Raw genomic sequence first — 21,420 nt, 5'->3', positions numbered from 1 at the left:
TTCTACCTCAGTTTCAGGGTGGCAAGGCCGAACAGAACCAGAATCACGGTGATAATCCAGAAACGGACAATCACCCGCGGCTCAGGCCAGCCCTTGAGTTCAAAGTGGTGGTGTATCGGCGCCATGCGGAACACGCGGCGCCCGGTCAATTTGAAGGAGGCAACCTGGATCACCACCGACAGGGTTTCCATCACGAACACACCGCCCATGATGAACAGGACGATTTCCTGGCGGACGATCACCGCGATGGTGCCCAGGGCCGCGCCCAGCGCCAGTGCGCCGACGTCGCCCATGAAGACTTGTGCCGGATAGGTGTTGAACCACAGGAAGCCCAGGCCGGCACCGATCAATGCGCCGCAGAACACGATCAGTTCGCCCGCGCCCGGTACATACGGGATCAGCAGGTATTCAGCGAATTTCACGTTACCCGACAGGTAGCAGAAGATGCCGAGCGCGCCGCCCACCATCACCGTCGGCATGATCGCCAGGCCGTCGAGGCCGTCAGTCAGGTTGACCGCGTTGCTCGAGCCGACGATCACGAAGTAAGTCAGTACCACGAAGCCAACACCCAGCGGGATGCTGGCGTCCTTGAGCATCGGGATGATCAGGGTGGTCTCGACCGCGCTTGGCGCAGTCGTATAAAGGAAGATCGCCGCCGCCAGGCCGAACACCGATTGCCAGAAATACTTCCAGCGGCTTGGCAGCCCCTTGGAGTTCTTCTCGATCACCTTGCGGTAGTCATCCACCCAACCGATGGCGCCGAACAGCAGGGTCACCAGCAGCACGGTCCAGACATAGCGGTTATGCAGGTCAGCCCACAGCAGCGTACTGATGCCGATGGACGACAGGATCAACGCACCGCCCATGGTCGGGGTGCCGGATTTGGACAGGTGCGACTGCGGGCCGTCGTTGCGCACAGACTGGCCGATCTGCAGGTTTTGCAGGGTACGGATCATCCATGGCCCGAGGAACAGCGACAACGACAGCGCGGTCAGCACACCCAGAATCCCGCGCAGGGTCAGGTACTGAAAGACCGCGAAGCCTTTGTGGAACTGTTGCAGATACTCAGCCAGCAGCAGCAGCATTAATGTTTCTCCGTACTTGAGCCACACAAGGCCACGACGACGTTTTCCATCACCGCGCTGCGCGATCCCTTGATCAAAATAGTGGTGTGTTTGTCTTGTTCAGCTGCGCTCAGCGCCTGGATCAGCTCGGCCTGGCTGGCGAAATGCCTGGCGCCCGGCCCGAAGGTGTCCACGGCGTGAAGCATGTTCGGCCCAACGGCGTACAGGGCATCGACCTTGCCGGCCGCGTACGCGCCGACTTCACGGTGAGACTGTTCGGCCCACTCGCCCAGTTCGGCGATGTCCCCCAGCACCAGCACCTTGCGACCGGCGAAACCGGTCAGCAGGTCGATGGCGGCGCAGATCGAGGACTGGTTCGCGTTGTAGGTGTCATCAATCACGCGCATGCCGTTGCTGGCCAGTTGCGCGACGGTACGGCCCTTGACCGGTTGCACCGCACCAAGGCCGGTGGCGATGCCGAACAACGACACGCCCAGCACATGGGCAGCGGCGGCGGCAGCCAGCGCATTGGCGACGTTATGGTTGCCCAGCAGGTTCAGCTGTACGTGCTCGTCACCTTGCGGGGTATGCAGGGTGAAGGACGGGCAACCACGGGCGTCGGCCTTGATATTCGAGGCATGAAAATCGGCAGCGGCGTTGTGCACCGCGAAGCTCAAGACCTTGCGACCGGCGGCACGTACACGCCAGGTTTCGAAGGCCTTGTCGTCGAGGTTCAGCACGGCAGTGCCGGATGCGTCGAGGCCTTCGATGATTTCGCCCTTGGCTTCAACGATCTTTTCAGGGCCGCCAAACTCGCCGACATGGGCGGTGCCGGCGTTGCTGATCACCGCGACATGAGGCTTGGTCATGGCCACGGTGTAGGCGATTTCGCCGATGCGCGAAGCACCCAGCTCAATCACCGCCGCCGTGTGTTCCGGGGCCAGTTCGAGCAGGGTCAGCGGAGCGCCGAAGTCATTGTTCAGGTTGCCACGGGTCGCCAGGACCGGACCGCGCGTGCGCAGGATGCCGGCCAGCAGTTCCTTGACCGTGGTTTTGCCGCTGGAGCCGGTGATGGCCGCCACAGGATTGGTGAAAGCGGCACGGTTCAGCGCCCCCAGTTGGCCGAGGGCCAGGCGGGTGTCAGCGACCAGCAATTGCGGCAGTGTCGAGTCAGTAACTTCGCGCTGCACCAGAGCGCCGACAGCGCCTTTGGCAGCGACGTCATTCAGGTAGTCATGGCCATCAAAACTTGGGCCGGCCAAGGCGACAAACAGTTGTCCGGGCTTAATGGTACGGCTGTCGATGCTGACGCCATCAAAGCTGCAATCAGCCGACAGCACGCAGGCCGACAAGGCCTGGGTCAGTTCGCTGAATGTGAGCGCCTTAAGCATGGGCCACCTCCCATGCGGTCAAGGCGTGATCAGCCTCGACCAGATCCGAGAAAGGATGGCGTTCGCCGTTGATTTCCTGATAGTCCTCGTGACCTTTACCGGCCAGCACCACCACGTCGTCAGCACTTGCGCTGGCGATCAATTGAGCGATGGCTGCACCGCGACCGGCAACGAACGTCGCCTTGGACGCCTCTTGAAAGCCGACACGAATGTCATCGAAAATCTGGCTTGGGTCTTCGCTGCGCGGGTTGTCGTCAGTGACCAGGACACCATCAGCCAGGCGCTCGACGATTTCAGCCATCAGCGGGCGTTTGCCGCGATCGCGGTCACCGCCACAGCCGAACAGGCACAGTAACTTGCCCTTGGCGTGGGGACGCAGGGCTTGCAGGATTTTTTCCAGGGCGTCTGGGGTGTGGGCGTAATCGACCACTACCAGCGGCTGGGTGCCTCCGCCGAGGCGCTGCATACGACCGGCCGGGCCTTCCAGCTTCGGCAGCACGCGCAGGATTTCGTCGAGGGCGTAATCCAGGCCGAGCAAGGCACCAACAGCGGCCAATACGTTGCTCAGGTTGAAACGCCCGAGCAAGGTGCTGCGCAAATGGTGCTCGCCCTGCGGCGTCACCAGGGTGGCGCGCACGCCTTCGTCATCAAAGCTGGCTTCACGGCAATACAGGTAGGCGCTGGAATCTTCCAGGCTGTAGCTGATCAGGCGACCGTCGCCTTGGGCGGCGGCCAGCTGACGACCGAATTCGTCGTCCAGGTTGACCACCCGGCACTTCAGGTCATTCCAGGCAAACAGCCGGGCCTTGGTGGCGGCATAGGCCTCCATGGTCCCGTGATAATCCAGGTGATCCCGGGACAGGTTGGTCATCACCGCCACGTCGAACGCCAGGGCAGTGACGCGCCCCTGGTCCAGCCCGTGGGACGAGACTTCCATGGCAACTGCCTTGGCACCGGCCTTTTTCAGGTCGGCCAGGGTCGCCTGCACGGCAATTGGGTTAGGCGTGGTGTGCAGGCCGCTTTGCAGCGCGCCGTAGAAACCGGTGCCCAGGGTGCCGACGATGCCGCAATGTTGGCCCAGCAGGTCAAGCGCCTGGGCAACCAATTGGGTCACGCTGGTCTTGCCGTTGGTGCCGGTCACGCCCACCAGGTTCAGGGTACGGCTCGGGTCGCCATAAAAGCGCCCGGCGATGTCCGACAGCTGCGCCGCCAGGCCCTTGACCGGAATCAATGGCACGTCGGTGATCGGCAGCACAGTGGCGCCTTCCACTTCATAGGCCACCGCTGCCGCACCGCGTTTCAGCGCGTCGGCGATATGGTCACGGCCATCGAACTTGCCACCCGGCACGGCCAGGAACAGGTCACCGGCGCGCACATTACGGCTGTCCAGGGTCAACTCGCGAATCAGCAGATCGCGGCCAGCGTGGGCAAAAATCTTGTTCAGGCTAAGGGACATCAGCCGCGCCCTCCATTGGCTTTTACAGCAGCGGCCGGCGGTCCGGCGTTCGCTTGTTGGGTCGCCGGCAGGTTGTCCGGCGTGATGTTCATCAGGCGCAGCGTCCCGGACATCACCTTGCTGAACACCGGCGCCGATACCAGGCCACCGAAGTAACCGGCTTTGCTCGGCTCATCGATCACCACAACAATGGCGTAACGCGGATCGCTCATCGGGCCGAAGCCTGCGAACAGCGAGCGGTAGGAGTTCTCGGCGTAGCCCTTGGTGCCCACGGCGGTTTTACGCGCGGTACCGGACTTGCCTGCCACGTGATACGCCGGCACCTGGGCACGGAACACGCCACGCGGTGCTTCGATCACTTGTTGCAGCATGCCTTGCATGGTCTTGGCGACGTTTTCCGGGATCACCTGGGTCGCAGGCGGCGCCTCATCCAGGTGGATCAGGCTCAGCGGCACCATGCGGCCGTTGTTGGCCAATACCGAGAAGGCGTGGGCCAATTGGATGGCCGTCACCGACAGGCCGTAGCCATAGGAAAGCGTGGCAGTCTCGGCCTTTTTCCAGTCGCGGTAGTTCGGTAGGTTGCCTACACGCTCGCCCGGGAAATCCAGGCCAGTGGGTTGGCCCAGGCCGATTTTTTGCGCGAGGTGGTAGATGGCTTCGCCGCCGATATCGAAGGCGACTTTACTCATGCCCACGTTACTGGAGTTGATCAGGATACCTGTCAGATCCAGCACCGGACCTTCGGTGCGCGATACGTCACGAATGGTGTATTTGCCCAACTGCAGGGTGCCCGGGTAGACCTCGACCTTGTCGGAGGGCTTCCAGCGCCCGGTTTCCAGGGCGGCACTCATGGAGATGGCTTTCATGGTCGAACCTGGCTCGAACACGTCGATCATGGCGCGGTTGCGCATCATCGCCGGTTGCAGGTTGCGACGGTTGTTCGGGTTGTAGGTCGGCTGGTTGACCATGGCGAGAATCTCGCCGGTCTTCACGTCCATGATCACCAGGCTGCCGGCTTTCGCACCGTTCTCGATGATCGCGTTACGCAGCTCACGGTTGGCCAGGTATTGCAGGCGCAGGTCAATCGACAACGCCAAGGGCTTACCGGCCTTGGCGTTTTTGGTGACCTGGACATCCTTGATCAGTCTGCCGCGCCGATCCTTGATGACCTGCCGTTTGCCGGGGACCCCGGCCAGCCATTCGTCGTAGGCGAGTTCTACGCCTTCGCGACCGTGATCATCAATGTCGGTGAAGCCCACCATATGGGCAGTGGTTTCGCCGGCCGGGTAGAAACGCCGAAACTCCTCGATGCCGTAGACACCGGGGACTTTAAGGTCGAGCACTTGCTGGCCTTGTTCGGGGGTGAGGCCGCGAACCAGGTAGATGAATTCTTTGTTGGCCTGGGCGTCGAGACGCTCGCTCAGGGCTTTAGGGTCCTGGCCCAGGGCGGCAGCCAGTTCCGGCCACTTGTCCTTGGCGGTCTGCATTTCCTTGGCGTTGGCCCACAGGGTGGTCACCGGAGTACTCACGGCCAGGGGCTCGCCGTTACGGTCGGTGATCAGGCCGCGGTGCGCAGGAATCGGGATATGCCGCAGGCTGCGGGCGTCGCCCTGGCCGATCAGGAAGTCACGATCCACCACTTGCAGGTCGATAATCCGCCAGGCAATCGCGCCCACCATCAGTGCCAGCAACCCCAGCACTACGCGGAAGCGCCATGGGTAGAGTGCGCCCTCGAGTTTCATCATGGCGCCACCATACGAACTTCTGCAGCGCCCGGGATGTGCATCTTCAGCTGTTCAGTGGCCAGCACTTCGATACGACTGTGGGCCGTCCAGGTGCTTTGCTCGAGGATCAACCGGCCCCACTCCGCCTGCGCCTTGTCGCGCACGCTCAGTTCCCCGTACAGGGTATTGAGCAACTGACGGTTGTAGTGGGCGCTGTAGGACACCGCAATCGCGGATACCAGGACGCCAACAAACAGCAGCAAAATAAAGAAGCTGCCGCCCGGGAGGGGCTTGGCGAAAAGCTTGCTCACCGCAACTTCTCCGCAACGCGCATGACAGCGCTACGGGCACGCGGGTTGGCCTTGAGTTCGGCTTCGGAAGCGAACTGCGCTTTGCCATGGATTTTGATTTTCGGCACAAAGGCTTCGTAACGTACCGGCAGGTTGCGCGGCAGGTTGTCGGATTCGCCCTTGACCAGACGACGCATGAACAATTTGACGATGCGGTCTTCCAGGGAGTGGAAGCTGATCACCACCAGGCGACCGCCCACTTCCAAGGCTTCCAGAGCGGCTTCGAGGCCGGCTTCCAGATCGCCCAATTCGTTGTTGACGTGAATGCGCAGGCCCTGGAACGCACGGGTTGCCGGGTTCTTGCCCTTTTCCCACGCAGGGTTGGCGACTTTCAGCACTTCAGCCAGGTCGGCGGTGCGTTCGAACGGCTGGATTTCCCGGCGTTCGACCACGGCACGCGCCATGCGGCCAGCGAAGCGCTCTTCGCCGTATTCCTTGAACACACGGGTGATTTCTTCGTGGGGCGCGGTGGCGATGAACTGCGCGGCGCTGATGCCACGGCTTGGGTCCATGCGCATGTCGAGCGGGCCGTCGTTCATGAAACTGAAGCCGCGCTCAGGGTCGTCCAGCTGTGGCGAAGACACGCCCAGGTCCAGCAGAACCCCGGCCACCTTGCCCGCCATGCCGCGCTCGGCCACTTCTGCGCCGAGTTCGGCAAAGCTACGCTGCACAACGACAAAGCGGCCGTCTTCGGCCGCTAGCGCTTGCCCGGTGGCAATCGCTTGAGGGTCTTTGTCGAACCCGAGGAGCTTACCATCCGGACCAAGCTGGCTGAGAATCAGCCGACTGTGCCCGCCCCTGCCGAAGGTGCCATCCAAATAGCAGCCATCCGCGCGTACGGCGAGAGCCTCAACGGCTTCGTCAAGCAGTACGGTGATGTGGTTAAAGCCGCTATCAATAGTCACAGGATCAAATCACGCAGTTCATCAGGCATGGCGCCCGGTTGTTGAATAGCAGCCAGGTCAGCTGCAGAAACAGCATCCCAGGCATCTTCGTCCCACAATTGGAACTTGTTCAGTTGGCCTACCAGCATCGCGCGCTTGTCCAACTTGGCGTATTCGCGCAAACGCGGTGGAACCAGGAAACGACCACTGCCATCGAGTTCGAGGTCGACGGCATTACCAATCAGCAAGCGTTGCAGGCGGCGGTTCTCTTCACGCAGTGAAGGCAGTGCACGCAACTTGGTTTCAATCAGTTCCCACTCGTCGAGCGGGTACACGCACAAACAAGGATCAACGGCATCAATGGTGATGATTAATTGCCCGGAACTTCGCGAAATGAGCTCGTCACGATACCGGCTCGGCATGGCGAGACGGCCTTTTGCATCGAGACTGATAGCGTTAGCTCCGCGAAACACAGATGCGTTTCTCCAAATTTTAGCGTTTTACGTTCAAAAAACCCACTTTGTGCCACTTTCCGCCACTTGCGCACACTATAGGAATGCGCCCACCACACCGTCAAGGCGCGGATTCAAGGAAAAGCCTTACAGAACGGAGATTTAGGAAGGTAAAAGGAGGAGAAACGAGAGTTTGACGGCGATTTTGACTCAGCAACGCCAAATAGCTCAAAGAGCTAGGGCTTAAAGTTAAAGTAATTTATTAAGAGTAAGATTTTTTCGGTATTACGAAGACGCATCTGCTGATGATTCAGCAGGGAGGGATTCTCGCGTTACTACCAGATTCCTGCCCGAGATTCGGACAGAAGGAAAAAAGGTGGAGAGTCGATCTATAAGCCGGGTTCTGTCTTGAACAGTCATTCGTCTACGATGGCCATCACTGGACATCTTTAGCAACCTACCCGGTCCCAGCGCGGGCCACGCCTTGGGACCCTATTTGGTCTTGCTCCAAGTGGGGTTTACCTAGCCACGAACTGTTGCCAGTCGTGCGGTGCGCTCTTACCGCACCTTTTCACCCTTACCGGTACCGAAGTACTTAGGCGGTTATTTTCTGTGGCACTTTCCGTAGGCTCACGCCTCCCAGGCATTACCTGGCACTTCGCCCTATGGAGCCCGGACTTTCCTCCCCCCTCTAATTTTCATAGAAGGCAGCGACTGTCCAATCGACTCTCCGCCGCGAAGGTTAACGGCACGACGGCGTTAGAACAAGTATTAAAAGACACTAATGCCATCATGTTCAGACGGAGTGCAGGCTGGAGCCCGGAACTATTCGCCCTTTTGTTTATCCAGCGCGACTTGATACAGCACGTTCTTGCGCACACCGGTAATTTCCGCAGCCAGGGCCGCCGCGCGCTTCAATGGCATTTCCTTAAGCAGCAGATCCAGAATGCGCATCGCCTCACTGCCGACCGCATCTTCACTTTCCGGCGCCGACCAGCCCGCTACCAGTACTACGCATTCCCCGCGTTGCTGATTGCTGTCGCCCTCAACAAACGCACGCAGCTCTTCCAGCGGTAGACCTTTGAGGGTTTCGAAGGTCTTGGTGATTTCCCGCGCCAGCAAGGCCAGGCGATCGCCGCCGAATACCAGCTCCATGTCCTGCAGGCATTCAAGGATGCGGTGCGGGGCTTCGTAGAAGATCAGCGTGCGTGGTTCTTCCTTCACCAACTCCAGGCGCGCCCGGCGACCAACAGCCTTGGCCGGCAGGAAGCCTTCAAAGATAAAACGATCCGACGGCAAGCCGGCTGCAGACAATGCAGCAATCAGCGCGCACGCTCCCGGAACAGGCACTACATTGATACCAGCCGCCCGTGCCTGGCGAACCAGGTGATAGCCAGGGTCGGAAATCAGCGGCGTACCCGCATCCGAGATCAACGCCACGTCATCACCCGCCAACAAACGGGTGATAAAACGACTGCCTTCTTCACGTTCGTTGTGTTCGTGACACGCGGCCAGGGGGGTCGGAATGCCAAAATGTTGCATCAACCGCTGGGAGTGCCGAGTGTCTTCGGCGGCGATCAGCTTTACGTCACGCAGCACTTTCAGTGCCCGCGCACTGATATCGTCCAGGTTGCCAATGGGCGTCGCCACGACAAAAAGCGAGCCAGCAGTGGAATTCAAAGGACCTGGAGCAGTCAAAGCGCACACCTCGATGATTGGCAAAAGCCGCATTGTAGCGCGTAGACGCCTTGAATATATGCCCTCGGGGCAGGCTCCATTTCAGCCATCTGCAGGGTCTTGCAACATTTACACGACCTAAATAGACGGTTTCACGCCAGTAACATCGCGCCCCGGCCAGTGCTTGGGTACAATTCCACGCTAATTTGATCGGTATCAGGAACACTTACATGATCGCTTGCCTGCGGCTGTTCTCTGCCCTCTGCCTCGCTGCCCTGTTGGCGGCTTGCGCCAGCTCGCCGTCGTCCAGCCTTGGCGACCTACCCCGGCCCCCGAATGCCAGCATCGAGCAACTGCTCGAACAGGCGGCTTCGGCCAATACTCCGGAAAAAGCCGCGCTGCTGCGCTTGAGTGCGGCAGACCTGGCGTTCCACCAAAACAATCCGGGACGCTCGGCGCAGATTCTTGCCCAAGTGCCACTGGACGTCCTGAAGCCGGCCGCGCAGGTATTTGCCAGCACCCTGTCGGCCGAACTGGCGATGGCCCGCAACCAGCCCAAGGCCGCGTTGACGGCGTTGAACCACCCGAGCCTGCAAAGCCTGAAGGAGCTGCCGCCTGAACAGCAGATCCGTACCGGCACCGTGCATGCCCGTGCCTATGAGGCCGACGGCCAGACCCTGGCCGCCGCTCGTGAGCGTGTCGCCATGGCCCCGCTGCTGACAGGCGACGCCTACAACAGCAACCACGAAGCCATCTGGGCGCTGATTGCCGCCTTGCCTGCCGATCAGTTGCAAGCCAGCGGCAACCCGACGCTGGACGGCTGGATCAGCCTGGCCCAAGCGGTCAAGGGCGCCGGCACTCTGGAGCAACAGCAGGCAGCCATCGACACCTGGCGCGCCCAGAACCCGGGCCATCCGGCAGCCTCGCAATTGCCGCAGCCATTGACCAAGCTCAAGGAACTGGCCAGCCAGCCGCTGAACAAGATCGCCCTGCTGCTCCCGCAGGAAGGTCCGCTGGCCGGCGTCGCCAAAGCGCTGCGCGAAGGCTTCATGGCCGCACACTACCAGGCTGAACAAGCCGGGCAGAAGCCACCGGTGATCGAGTTCTACGACAGCTCGCGCCTGACCTCCATCGACGACTTCTATGCCAAGGCCCAGGCCGCCGGCGTGCAACTGGTGGTCGGCCCGCTGGAGAAACCGCTGGTCAAGCAACTCAGCGCACGCCCGCAATTGCCCATCACCACCCTGGCCCTGAACTACAGCGAAGCCGAGCAGAACCCGGCGCAACTGTTCCAGTTTGGCCTGGCCGCTGAAGACGAGGCCCGTGAAGTGTCCCGTCGTGCTCGCGCCGATGGCCTGCACCGCGCCGCTGCCATGGTGCCGAAAGGCGAATGGGGCGAACGTGTCTACAAAGCCTTCCGCCAGGATTGGGAAGCCAATGGCGGCACCGTGGTGGGCGTCGAGTACGTTGACCAGCCGGTAGCCCTGGCCCAACAGATCGCCGACCTGTTCCAGCTGCGCAAAAGCGAAGGCCGTGCGAAGAGCCTGCAAAGCACTGTCGGTTCGGATGTTTCCGCCCAGCCGTCGCGCCGCCAGGACATCGAGTTCATCTTCCTCGCCGTGACCCCGCAACTGGCGCAGCAGATCAAGCCAACCCTGAACTTCCAATACGCTGGCGACGTACCGGTGTATGCGACATCCCATGTGTTCAGCGCCAGTGGCGACAAGAACCAGTACCTGGACATGACCAACGTGATGTTCTGCGAAACCCCTTGGCTCCTGAACACCACCGACCCGCTGCGCAACCAGGTTGCCGCCCAATGGCCACAAGCCAACGGCAGCCTCGGTCGTCTGTACGCGATGGGTGTGGATGCCTACCGCCTGGCGCCGCGCCTGGGGCAACTCAAGGCACTGCCGGATACTCGTGTTGACGGCCTGTCGGGTAACCTGGGCGTCAGCGCCAACCAGCGTGTCGACCGCCAGATGCCATGGGCCAAGTTCGTGGGTGGCGAGATCCAGCGCCTGCCTGATACCCCGCGCTGATGCCCGAGCGGTCAAGCGCACAAAGCGGCAAGGACGCCGAACTTCTAGCTCTCGAGTACCTGCAACAACAGGGTCTGCGCCTGCTGGCGCAGAACTGGTTATGCAAGCGCGGCGAGCTTGATCTGGTCATGCTTGACGGCGATACAGTAGTATTTGTCGAAGTCCGCTACAGAAAACACGCACAATGGGGTGGCGCGCTCGCCAGTATCGACGGGCGCAAGCGTCAGAAGCTGATACTCGCCGCGCAGTTTTTCCTGCTCAAAGAGCGTCGCTGGGCCGATCACCCCTGCCGTTTCGATGTGGTTGCCATAGAAAGCACTCCCCGGGGAACAGCCGATCTGAACTGGCTGCAAGATGCCTTTGACAGCTGATTCGCCGGACATCTACACCGCACACTTTTGCTCTTTGCTTTGCGGGCTGCACATTCCTGTGCCAAACAGCCGCGCTACTTAAGGTCACACAGATGGACATGCAATCCCGAATTCGCCAGCTTTTCCAGGCCAGTATCGATACCAAGCAACAGGCGATGGACGTACTTGCACCGCACATCGAGCAAGCCAGTCAGGTCATGGTCAACGCCTTGCTCAACGAAGGCAAAATGCTTTCGTGCGGCAACGGCGGTTCGGCCGGCGATGCCCAGCATTTCTCCTCCGAGCTGCTCAACCGCTTTGAGCGTGAGCGCCCGAGCCTGCCGGCCATCGCATTGACCACCGACACCTCGACGATCACCTCGATCGCCAACGACTACAGCTACAACGAAATCTTCTCGAAACAGATTCGCGCCCTTGGCCAGCCGGGTGACGTACTGCTGGCGATCTCCACCAGCGGTAACTCGGCGAACATTATTCAAGCGATCCAGGCCGCACATGATCGTGAAATGATTGTCGTAGCATTGACCGGACGCGACGGCGGCGGCATGGCCTCGCTGCTGCTGCCCGAAGACGTGGAAATTCGCGTCCCGGCCAATGTCACCGCACGTATCCAGGAAGTCCACCTGCTGGCGATCCACTGCCTGTGCGATCTGATCGACAGCCAACTGTTCGGGAGTGAAGAATGACCGTTAAACGCCTTAGCCTATTGGCAATCACGCTGTGCCTAGGCATCAGCGGCTGCAGCTCGGTAATCGAAGCGAGCCGCGACACGCCTATCCAGGACGATAAAGGCACCCGCACTTTCGGCAGCAAAATCGATGACTCGCTGATCGAAACCAAGGTTTCCGTCAACGTATCCAAGGCCGCTCCGGACTTGGGCAACGGCGCCTCGCGCGTTGTGGTCGTCAGCTTCAACGGCGTGGTGCTGCTCACCGGCCAAACCCCGCGCGCTGACTTGAAGGCCCAGGCTGAACAAGCCGCCGCCACGGTTCAACGGGTCAAGAAGGTCCACAACGAATTGCAGGTGATGGACCCGATCACCCTGCTGGCCATCAGCAACGACGCCCTGCTGACCACCAAGATCAAGACGCAGATGCTGACCGACAGTGCAATCCCCGGCTCTCGGATCAAGATCGTCACCGATAACGGCATCGTCTACATGATGGGCCTGTTGACCCAGGCAGAAGCCACCCGCGCCGCCAACCTGGTACAGGGCGTGTCCGGCGTACAGAAGATTGTGAAGCTGTTCGAATACATCGACTGAGTCATCGGCAGCCACAAAAAAGGGCGCCGTGCATTGACTGCACGGCGCCCTTTTTATTGGCTGGCGGTTACTGGTACTGCTGGTACGGGTTGCCCTGGAACTGGTTGTTCTGCTGTGGCGCCTGTTGCTGCTGGGCACCTGGCTGACCGTACTGCTGGCCAGGGATCGGGCCCAGGTTGACCTCTACGCGACGGTTCTGGGCACGGCCATTGACGTCGGCGTTGCTGGCGATCGGGTTATCCGGGCCGGCACCGCGAGCACTCAGGTTGGTCGGGCTGACACCTTGGGAGGTCAGGTAATTAGCCACGCTCTGCGCACGGCGCTGGGACAGGTCCATGTTGAGCTGACGGCTGCCCGTGCTGTCGGTGTAGCCAACGATCTGAATGGTGTTCTGGTTGAACTGCTTGAGGGAGTTCGCCAGGTTGTTCAGCGGCGTGTAGAAGCTGCTGGAGATCGCGTCCGAGTTAGTGGCGAAGGTGATGTTACCCGGCATGATCAACTTGATCTGATCGCCCTGGCGCTGCACCTCAACACCAGTGTTGGCCATGCTGGCGCGCAGTTTCTTTTCCTGCTGGTCGGCGTAGTAGCCGTAACCCGCACCACCGATACCGGCGACGGCAGCGCCGATCAGCGCACCTTTGCCGCGGTTGTTGTGGTCGATGGCGGCACCTGCCAGTGCACCCGCCAGGGCACCCAGGCCACCGTACTTGGCGGTGTTGCTCACACCAGAAGAGCCACCGCCCTGTGCCTGGCTGCCGTCATAAGGATTAGGTGAGGCGCAGCCCGACAACAGGGCTACGGCGGTAGCGACAACAAGCAGACGACGAGAAGTGAACATGAAGGAAGCTCCTACTTTTGCATTCTGTGATGCAGAGGACATTGGCAATGGACCTGTGCCGAGGTTGGAACACGACAAACGGTAAAAATTCCATCTCCACACAAGCCCGGCCGCACTCAAACCCTAGCAGAGACTTGCTGAACGGTAATTGTCATTTTTTCTATAAGGTTCGTCCGATAGTCGCCATTTGGTATCCGAAAAACTACCCCAGTTTCCCTTCACGCCCGCACGAATGGATTCTCACGCATTTCATCTCCCAGGCGTGTATCCGGACCATGCCCCGCCACCACAACCGCCGCCTCATCCAGGGTGTAGAGCCGTTGCTTGATCGAACGCACGATGGTGGCTTGGTCACCGCCCCATAAATCGGTACGCCCTACCCCACGTCGAAACAGGGTGTCACCGGCAATCAACAACTTCGCATCGGCAAACCAGAAACTCATCGAGCCCGGTGTGTGTCCAGGTGTGTGCAAGGCCACCCCGCAACCACAGGCCAGCTCTTCTTCATCCTCCAGCCAACGATCCGGCGACGGCACTGGCGTATAAGGCACGCGGAACATCTGGCACTGCATTTCCAGGTTGTCCCACAGAAACTGGTCTTCCTTGTGCAAGTGCAACGTGGCACCGGTCTTCTCCTTCAACTGCCCGGAAGCCAGAAAGTGATCGAGATGGGCGTGAGTGTGAATGATGCTGACCACTTTCAGGCCCAGCGCATCGAGTCGCGCCAGGATCAACTCGTGGTTGCCACCCGGGTCTACGACGATGGCTTTTTTGGTGACGGGGTCGCCGATGATCGTGCAGTTGCACTGCAACGGACCGACCGGAAAGGTTTCGCGGATCAGCGCGGGGGACTGAATATTCATGGGCATTCCTGCAAATTCAAAGGCACACTCTTTTGTACTGCATTCTGGCGCACAGTATGTTCGAGCGTGCACCCGATCCGAAAGCGCTCGCGAGCGCACGGCTGTCAAACCCGGCAACTGCTAAGCTACTCTGGCGCCAGTCATACAACGCGTAACGTATAGCGCATGGAGTGGGACTTATGGCGACCCTCAGCCCATTGATCATCTGCGAACACTGCGATTGCGTGTATGAAAAAGTCACGCTCGCCAAACATCAGAAGACCCTCTGCACCCGCTGCGCAGGCGTGCTCCAGCGTTACAACGGGCTGTCGGTGGAACAACGCTTGGCCCTGACCCTGACCGCCGCCGTGCTGTGGGTCTTCGCCAACTTCTACCCGGTGATGAGCATCAGCCTCCAGGGCCTGAATAGCAGCGCCACCTTGTGGGACTCAGTAGTGGCGCTGGCTCAGGGGCCGATTACTTTTATCGCGCTGGTGGCGGCCATTTCCATCATCATCGCGCCGGTCTTCCAACTGCTGCTACTGATGTGGGTGCTGGGCTTTGCGATGAAGGGCAAACGCTCGCCGGCGTTCAAGCTGTGCATGCGCTGGCTCGAAGCGCTTCGGCCCTGGAGCATGCTCGAAGTCTGCCTGCTGGGTGCCATGGTGGCGGTGTTCAAACTCGCCGGCATGCTGGATGTATTGCCCGGCACCGGCCTGTTTGCCCTGGCCGCCCTCAGCCTGTTGCTGATCCGCATTGCCGGGCGTGATATTCGCGATCTGTGGGACATTTTATGAGCCGTCCACCAACCGCCAGCGAGCTGAACCTGTGCCTGTGCCACAGCTGCGGCCAGGCCTGCGACGTCAGCGGCAACCCCGACGAATGCGAGCGTTGCAGCGCGCCCCTGCACCGGCGCAAGGTCCACTCGTTGACCCGTACCTGGGCCTACATGCTGACGGCGCTGGCGTTTTATGTGCCCGCCAATCTACTGCCGGTGATGAATACCTCGATGCTCGGCTCCGGCGCCGACAGTACCATCATGAGCGGCGTGCTGGAGTTCTGGCAGCACGGCGCCTGGGACATTGCCCTGATCATTTTCATCGCCAGCATCGCGGTGCCGGGCATCAAGTTCGTCGCGCTGACGTTGCTGCTGGTTACCGTGCAACGCAATAACCAGTGGGCACGCAAGGAGCGCTCGAAGCTGTTTCGCTTCGTCGAAGTGATCGGCTACTGGTCGATGCTGGATGTGATCGTGGTGGCGCTGGTAGCCGCCTTGGTGCGGTTCCAGGCCCTGGGCACCATCGAGCCGCGCCTGGGCATTCTGTTCTTTGGCCTGGTGGTGGTGTTCACGATGCTCTCGGCCATGAGTTTCGACCCCCGCCTGATCTGGGAAAACCCACACAACGAGGAGATGCCGGATGGCGTCGCAACCCCCTGACAAACCGCTGCCGCCAGGCTCGCCGGCGATCAAGACGCGGCGCTTCAGCGTCTCGCTGGTGTGGATCGTGCCGATTGTCGCGGTGCTGGTGGGCATTTCGCTGGTGGTGCACAGCATCCTTCAGCAAGGGCCGAGCATTACCATTACCTTCAAGACCGGCAGCGGCCTGACCGCCAACAAGACCGACGTCAAATACCGCAACGTGGTGATCGGTCAGGTGACTGACGTGGAGTTGAGCGACGACCAGAAAAGCGTCAACGCCACGATCAAACTGTCCAAGCAGGCTGAAAGCTTCACCCGGGAAGACTCGCAATTCTGGGTGGTGCGCCCGCGTATTGGCGCGGGCGGCGTTTCCGGCATCGACACGCTGCTCTCCGGGGATTACATCGGCGCCGATATCGGCCAGTCCGATACCCGCGCCAACCGGTTCACCGGCCTGGAAAACCCGCCGCCCATCACCTATGGCGAGCCTGGTAAACGCTTCACCTTGCACACCCAGGATTTGGGTTCGCTGGACATCGGTTCCCCCGTCTATTACCGCAAAATCCCCGTCGGCCAAGTGGTCGCCTATGCCTTGGACGCCGATGGAAAAGGCGTGAACATCGACGTGTTCGTGCATGCACCGAATGATGCCTACGTCACCGAGAACACCCGATTCTGGAACGCCAGCGGGATTGATGTGAGTGTCGGCGCCAACGGGTTTGCGCTGAAGACCGAATCCTTGTCGTCCATGCTGGTGGGCGGCATCGCTTTCCTGGCTCCGCCCTACAGCCCCGACGACAAGCCGGCCAGTGAGGAGCATTCCTATGAACTGTTCGCCGACCAGCAAACCGCGCTGGCACCGCCCAATGGCAAGGGGCAATACCTGATCTTGCGTTTCGATCAAGCCTTGCGCGGGCTCACCGTCGGTGCGCCGGTGGAATTCCTGGGTATCGAGTTTGGCAAAGTGGTATCGATCAACCTGGATTTCGACGAGAAAAAACGTAGCTTCCCGGTGAACGTCGGCATCGTGATTTACCCGCAACGCCTCGGCGAAGCCAACACCAAAATGCTCACGGTCCTGAAGCATGACCCTAACGATGAGGCCGGCGGTGTACGCCTGATAGGCAGCTTCATTGAACACGGCCTACGGGCCCAGGCTCGCAGCGGCAACCTGCTCACCGGCCAGCTGTACATCGCCCTGGACTTCTTCCCCAAGGCCGACAAAGTCGTGTTCGACCCGAACCTGCGCCCCGTCAGCATCCCGACCATCCCCGGCAATCTGGAACAACTGCAGGAAAAACTCGAAGGCATCGTCAACAAGATCAACCAGCTGCCGATCGAGCGGATTGCCGGCAACCTGGACGGCAGCCTGGTGGAACTGCGCAAAGGTCTCGGCCAGTTCAACGCCAAGACATTGCCGGGCGTGCAGAACACCCTGGCCGACGTGAGTAAAACCTTGCAGTCAGCCAGTTCGACCCTGGCCGAAGATTCGCCACAGCGGGAACAGTTGACCCAGACCCTGGACGAACTAAGCCGCATGTCGCGCTCCCTGCGAGAGCTCTCAGACTACCTGGCACGCCATCCCGAATCACTGATTCGCGGTCGCCCCGACAACGCTGCGCCATCGGACCTGCAAGGGCCACCGCGCAAATGACCACTGGAGCAACCACCATGGCTTTCCCACTGAAGATCACATTGCTCGCCGGGTTGCTGCTGCTGGCGGCGTGCCGCAGTGAGCCGATTCAATTTCACACCCTGACGCCGGTCCATCGCAGCACTGCGTCACTGGCCGCCGGTGGTGAGATCCGCATTGAAAGCATCACGGTCCCGCCCCAGGTCGACCGGCCGCAGATTGTCATCCGCCAGGGCGACAGCGGCGTCGCGATTCTTGAGACGCAATGGTGGGCCGCCAGCCTGGTGGATGAGCTGCGCAGCGCGCTGGTGGATCAACTCGCCAGCAACCGGAAAAACCTGGCGGTGCGCATTGAAGTACAGCGCTTTGACTCGATTCCGGGGCGGTACGCGCTGCTCGACGTCAAATGGCGACTTCGCCAGACGGGCACAGACGAACGCACGCCGCTTACGTGTCGCACGGTGGTGCAGTCGCCATCCGGCCCAACCATTGATGACTTGGTGATCGCTCAGCAAAACAACGTCAAACGGTTTGCCGCATTGCTCAGCCAGGCCGCCGACAAGTCACCGAGTGAATGCCCTGCCGCGCAGTAAACATTGAGCCAAGGATTGAGCCATGCGCACATTCTGGAAGTGGTATTTGCAACTGCTGGAAAATGATTTCAGCACCCAGGTCTTCGACAATGTGAAGAACCTGCTGGTGTGTGCGCTGCTGTTTGCCGCAGGTACCAACGTGCTGTCCGAGAAGCGTGAACTATTCCTCGGTGTCCTGGCGTCAAGCGTGGCCGGGTGGGGCTTGATCGTAGTTTCAACCTTGCTGACGGTGCTGAATGTCAGCGACGGAATCCGCAGGCTGGCCAAGCTTCGTTATCACTTGGTGCTTCAGCTGCTGCTGATCCTGGTTTATGTGCTGGTAGCAGAGCGCGTGGTGGAAATCGTTTGGGGCTTCCGGTCCCATTGATCGAGATGCCTACCCCAACAACCCCATCTCTTGTGCCCGCGCTACCGCCTGCGTACGCCGCTCCACTCCCAACTTGCTGTTGATATGGCTGGCGTGGGTTTTCACGGTGTGCAGGGAGATAAACAGCTGATTGCTGATTTCCTGGTTCGAGCAACCCTGGGCGATCAGGTGCAGCACCGCCAGTTCGCGGGAGCTTAGGGTTTCAAGGGTGTGTGGGGCTTCAACCACCGCAACATCCGGCAAGCGTGCCAGCAGGCTCTGGTTCATCTGACCATGGGTATCCCGCAAAAGCTGCTCCCGCGTCCAGTCGGGATAGCGCTCCAGCAAGCGCTGGAAAGGCTGCATCGCGCCACCGGCAGCCGCATCCAGCGCGCGGGCAAATACCGGGCGGGCCAGCGCTTCCTGACCGCCGTCCAGCAGTAACTGCGCCTGCTGGGTCAGCGCCATCAGGCTGATCATCTGCCGGCCGCTGTTATGGGCCTGTTGCGCCAGTTCCTCGAGCCGTTGCAGTGAGGCCGCCGGCTGATGCCGGATGGCGTCGAGCGCTGCCTGTTGCAGCTCGATATGTTGCGGCAGGTGCGGGTGAAACTCCGGCGCGGCTGCGGCGTGTTCACCGTTGTAGGTTTGCCCCAGCCGTGTCAGCCAGGCATCGGCCAGGTCGGTGCGACCCTGGGCCAGCCAGAGTTCGCATTTGACCAGGGTAATCATCGCCAGATAGAAAATCGGCGGCACGTCCCAGATGTGCATCAAGCGCTCGGCCTCGGCCAGCTCGGCAAAGGCCGTGGGGAAGTCGCCGCGGCGACCTTCGAAGCTGGCGATCACGCAATGGCCGATCAACACGCTGATATCCCGGCAGGCTCGCGCCTCGGTCAACCCGGCGCGCAGTCGAGCGAGCCCGGCTTCTGGCTGGCAGCGCATCAGCAGCAGGTAGCCTTCGTACAATGCCAATCGCGCTCGGACCGCGTACAGCCGTTGCGGCGCCAGGCCTTGCAAACGTTGCAGGCCCTGGCGCACTTCATCCAGGGAACGCAGGATCTCGCCACGGGCCTGCAGCACCCGCGCGCGGTCGTAATGGGCCAATGCCTCGAACAACGGATTGCCAACGCGCTGCGCCAGCTCCAGGGACTCGCGATTCAAGCCACGGGCGCGCCATAGGTCAGCGTCGACGATGGACAGGTTGGACAGGGTCGACAGGCACATCAACCGCTGGCCATAGCGTTTGTGCGGCAGGCTTTCCAGGGCCTCGCTGCAATACAACTGGGTCAGCTCGCGATCGCCACGGCCCCGAGCGATGATCCCGCTGAGGGCCAGCCATTGGGCCAACATCGATTTTTGCGCAGTGGCCGATGGCGCCGGCAGAAAGCGGCTGAGATGGCTGGCCAACTCTTGCGCTGCGTCCAGTTGGCAAGCCAACCCCAATGCCCAGCTGTAGAGCACGATCAGACGTGGCGTGCTCATCAACAGACTGTCGGGCAAGTCCATTTTCCAGCGCAGCAGCATGCCGACGTTTTGCTCCGCCAGCAGTTGCTCTTCGGAGAGGTTCTGCACCAGGTTCGCCGCCACGTCCAGGTGGCCGGCACGCAGCGCCTGCTCCACCGCCTCATCGATCAAGCCCTGAGCATTGAACCAGCGACAGGCCCGCAGGTGCAGGCTCGCAGCCGGCAACACGGCATTACTCGCGCGCCGGGTACGCAGCAGGTCGGAAAACAGGTGATGATAACGGTACCAGTGGCCCTGTTCGTCCAGCGGCACAAGGAAAACCTGGTGAGCTTGCAGGTAGCGCAGGATTTCGCTGCTGTCGTGGGCTTCGCGCACGGCGTCGCACAGTTCGCTGCAAAACCGCTCCTGGGACGCGGTGTCGTAGAGAAACGCCTGGACTTCGGCTGGCAGGCAGTCGATGACTTCTTCGAGCAGGTAATCGCGGATCAGCCCTTCCCCGCCGTGCAGGCCTTGGGGCAAGGCGCCTTCGCTGCCAGCTTCGGAGGCCGCCAGCAGCCAGAAACGCAGGCCGGCCACCCAGCCTTCACTGCGTCGGATCAGGTTATCCAGGGCTTCGCCGCGCAATGAACTGCTGTGGCGATCCAGCAGGGCCAGGGATTCGGCGTGAGTCAGGCGCAGGTCCTGCTCGTGCAGTTCCAGCAAATGCCGGGACAGGCGCAGGCGCGCCAGGTGCCAGTCGGGGCGTTGGCGGCTGGTGACCAGTACCAACAGGCCGTCGGGCAGATGATTGAGGAAAAATTGCAGGCAGCGGTCGAGTACCGGGCCCTGGGCCAGATGGTAGTCATCCAGCACCAGCAACAGCGGCGCCTGGATCGACAGGTGCACCGTCAGTTCATCCAGCAGCCCGTCGAGCCACTCTTCAAACGCAAAGGGTTGATGGCGCTGGCGCATTTTCAGCAAGCCCAGGGACTGGGCGCCCAACTGCGGGAAGTATTGCTGCAGGCCGTCGAGCAGGCGTTCAAGGAAACGTCCCGGGTCGTTGTCCCGGGGGCTGAGCCCCAACCACAGGCTTTGCCAGTGGCCCGGCAAGCTCTGGCAGAACTCCACCGCCAGCGAACTCTTGCCAAACCCGGCCGGCGCACTGACCAGCAATAAGCGCCCGGCCAATCCCTCACTCAGCCGTTCGCACAGGCGCGGTCGCAACACGTAGCCGTCAGGCAGTGGGGGTCGATAGAAGCGCCCTTCCAGGGTCGGAATCACCGCGCTGGCAGGCCCTTGAATTCGGGACAGATCAGTCATCGCCGGGCTCTTGTAGAAGGCTGTTGTCGGCATTGCAGATGTCCGCAGACTAGCGGTAAAAGCGGCAGCTTTGTAGATCTTTGCAACAATTGTCTGAAAAAGACTACAACAAAAAATATCCGGCGGTCCTGGCTCAAATATTCCAAACACCCCAAATAAAATGTGGGAGCCGGGCTTGTGTGGGAGCGGGCTTGCTCGCGAAGACGGTGGGTCAGTCACACATGTATCGACTGACACTCTGCTTTCGCGAGCAAGCCCGCTCCCACACAAGCCCGGCTCCCACCTTCGAGGATGCGGCCTCTATTACAGCAAG

General features: G+C 60.8%; 20 protein-coding genes and 1 other RNA gene. 9 read left to right on the top strand and 12 right to left on the bottom strand.

Annotated elements, in window-relative coordinates; genetic code table 11:
• Positions 1–2: 2 nt before the first annotated feature.
• From mraY to rsmI, 9 genes are all read right to left on the bottom strand, one after another.
• Entirely contained in the window at positions 3–1,085 is a 1,083-nt protein-coding gene (gene mraY / locus BLU46_RS21620; protein ID WP_017477688.1) for a phospho-N-acetylmuramoyl-pentapeptide-transferase, read from the bottom strand.
• On the bottom strand, positions 1,085–2,455 hold the full coding sequence (locus BLU46_RS21615) for a UDP-N-acetylmuramoyl-tripeptide--D-alanyl-D-alanine ligase (protein WP_093205268.1): 1,371 nt from the start codon (positions 2,453–2,455) through the stop codon (positions 1,085–1,087). The genes mraY and BLU46_RS21615 overlap by 1 nt, the downstream gene beginning before the upstream one ends.
• Positions 2,448–3,911 carry a UDP-N-acetylmuramoyl-L-alanyl-D-glutamate--2,6-diaminopimelate ligase gene (locus BLU46_RS21610; RefSeq protein WP_063027204.1) on the bottom strand — a complete coding sequence of 488 codons (1,464 nt, stop codon included), beginning with the start codon at positions 3,909–3,911 and terminating at the stop codon, positions 2,448–2,450. The genes BLU46_RS21615 and BLU46_RS21610 overlap by 8 nt, the downstream gene beginning before the upstream one ends.
• Positions 3,911–5,653 (bottom strand): peptidoglycan D,D-transpeptidase FtsI family protein, encoded by a 1,743-nt coding sequence (locus tag BLU46_RS21605; RefSeq protein ID WP_167410175.1) that lies wholly within the window; start codon positions 5,651–5,653, stop codon positions 3,911–3,913. The genes BLU46_RS21610 and BLU46_RS21605 overlap by 1 nt, the downstream gene beginning before the upstream one ends.
• Positions 5,653–5,946: a cell division protein FtsL gene (ftsL, locus tag BLU46_RS21600; protein ID WP_093205264.1), complete on the bottom strand. Its 294-nt coding sequence runs from the start codon at positions 5,944–5,946 to the stop codon at positions 5,653–5,655. Before ftsL ends, BLU46_RS21605 begins: the two co-directional genes overlap by 1 nt.
• Complete coding sequence (rsmH, locus tag BLU46_RS21595) at positions 5,943–6,890, bottom strand: 16S rRNA (cytosine(1402)-N(4))-methyltransferase RsmH (protein WP_003216201.1); 948 nt, start codon at positions 6,888–6,890, stop codon at positions 5,943–5,945. The genes ftsL and rsmH overlap by 4 nt, the downstream gene beginning before the upstream one ends.
• Positions 6,887–7,342, bottom strand: coding sequence for a division/cell wall cluster transcriptional repressor MraZ (mraZ, locus tag BLU46_RS21590; RefSeq protein WP_003171868.1), 456 nt, complete (start codon positions 7,340–7,342; stop codon positions 6,887–6,889). Before mraZ ends, rsmH begins: the two co-directional genes overlap by 4 nt.
• 355 nt (positions 7,343–7,697) lie before the next feature.
• Positions 7,698–8,051, bottom strand: an RNA gene (gene rnpB / locus BLU46_RS21585) — RNase P RNA component class A.
• Positions 8,052–8,146: 95 nt separating this feature from the next.
• Positions 8,147–9,052, bottom strand: coding sequence for a 16S rRNA (cytidine(1402)-2'-O)-methyltransferase (gene rsmI / locus BLU46_RS21580; RefSeq protein WP_167410148.1), 906 nt, complete (start codon positions 9,050–9,052; stop codon positions 8,147–8,149).
• A gap of 176 nt (positions 9,053–9,228) precedes the next feature.
• Here rsmI and BLU46_RS21575 point away from each other — a divergent pair, with 176 nt between their 5' ends.
• From BLU46_RS21575 to BLU46_RS21560, 4 genes are all read left to right on the top strand, one after another.
• Positions 9,229–11,040: a penicillin-binding protein activator gene (locus BLU46_RS21575; RefSeq protein WP_093205260.1), complete on the top strand. Its 1,812-nt coding sequence runs from the start codon at positions 9,229–9,231 to the stop codon at positions 11,038–11,040.
• On the top strand, positions 11,040–11,411 hold the full coding sequence (locus BLU46_RS21570; RefSeq protein WP_063027198.1) for a YraN family protein: 372 nt from the start codon (positions 11,040–11,042) through the stop codon (positions 11,409–11,411). The genes BLU46_RS21575 and BLU46_RS21570 overlap by 1 nt, the downstream gene beginning before the upstream one ends.
• A gap of 92 nt (positions 11,412–11,503) precedes the next feature.
• The gene (locus tag BLU46_RS21565; protein WP_003216190.1) at positions 11,504–12,097 is read left to right on the top strand and encodes a phosphoheptose isomerase; all 594 of its coding nucleotides are present in this window, start codon (positions 11,504–11,506) and stop codon (positions 12,095–12,097) included.
• On the top strand, positions 12,094–12,675 hold the full coding sequence (locus BLU46_RS21560) for a BON domain-containing protein (RefSeq protein WP_063027196.1): 582 nt from the start codon (positions 12,094–12,096) through the stop codon (positions 12,673–12,675). The genes BLU46_RS21565 and BLU46_RS21560 overlap by 4 nt, the downstream gene beginning before the upstream one ends.
• 67 nt (positions 12,676–12,742) lie before the next feature.
• Here BLU46_RS21560 and BLU46_RS21555 read toward each other — a convergent pair whose 3' ends face one another.
• Positions 12,743–13,513, bottom strand: coding sequence for an OmpA family protein (locus tag BLU46_RS21555; RefSeq protein WP_026077998.1), 771 nt, complete (start codon positions 13,511–13,513; stop codon positions 12,743–12,745).
• A 218-nt stretch (positions 13,514–13,731) separates the two neighbouring features.
• Positions 13,732–14,376: an MBL fold metallo-hydrolase gene (locus BLU46_RS21550; RefSeq protein ID WP_010170511.1), complete on the bottom strand. Its 645-nt coding sequence runs from the start codon at positions 14,374–14,376 to the stop codon at positions 13,732–13,734.
• Positions 14,377–14,555: 179 nt separating this feature from the next.
• Between BLU46_RS21550 and BLU46_RS21545 the strand changes: the two genes are divergently transcribed.
• From BLU46_RS21545 to BLU46_RS21525, 5 genes are read left to right on the top strand one after another with little or no spacing between them, the layout of a single operon-like run.
• The gene (locus BLU46_RS21545) at positions 14,556–15,152 is read left to right on the top strand and encodes a paraquat-inducible protein A (RefSeq protein WP_093205255.1); all 597 of its coding nucleotides are present in this window, start codon (positions 14,556–14,558) and stop codon (positions 15,150–15,152) included.
• Positions 15,149–15,793, top strand: coding sequence for a paraquat-inducible protein A (locus tag BLU46_RS21540; RefSeq protein WP_093205251.1), 645 nt, complete (start codon positions 15,149–15,151; stop codon positions 15,791–15,793). Before BLU46_RS21545 ends, BLU46_RS21540 begins: the two co-directional genes overlap by 4 nt.
• Entirely contained in the window at positions 15,774–17,429 is a 1,656-nt protein-coding gene (locus BLU46_RS21535) for a PqiB family protein (RefSeq protein ID WP_093205247.1), read from the top strand. Before BLU46_RS21540 ends, BLU46_RS21535 begins: the two co-directional genes overlap by 20 nt.
• Positions 17,430–17,446: 17 nt before the next feature.
• Entirely contained in the window at positions 17,447–18,001 is a 555-nt protein-coding gene (locus BLU46_RS21530; RefSeq protein ID WP_063027191.1) for a PqiC family protein, read from the top strand.
• Between the two features lie 22 nt (positions 18,002–18,023).
• Positions 18,024–18,368, top strand: a complete 345-nt coding sequence (locus tag BLU46_RS21525; protein WP_093205242.1) for a hypothetical protein — start codon at positions 18,024–18,026, stop codon at positions 18,366–18,368.
• 9 nt (positions 18,369–18,377) lie between these two features.
• Here the strand turns inward: BLU46_RS21525 and BLU46_RS21520 are convergent, their stop codons facing one another.
• Positions 18,378–21,107 (bottom strand): LuxR C-terminal-related transcriptional regulator, encoded by a 2,730-nt coding sequence (locus BLU46_RS21520; RefSeq protein WP_093205232.1) that lies wholly within the window; start codon positions 21,105–21,107, stop codon positions 18,378–18,380.
• Positions 21,108–21,420 lie beyond the last annotated feature (313 nt).

The sequence above is a fragment of the Pseudomonas yamanorum genome, assembly GCF_900105735.1.
GTDB classification, from domain to species: Bacteria; Pseudomonadota; Gammaproteobacteria; order Pseudomonadales; family Pseudomonadaceae; genus Aquipseudomonas; species Aquipseudomonas yamanorum.
The sequence above is the reverse complement of the archived record's forward strand: the minus strand, read 5'-3'. Positions and strand labels throughout refer to the sequence as shown.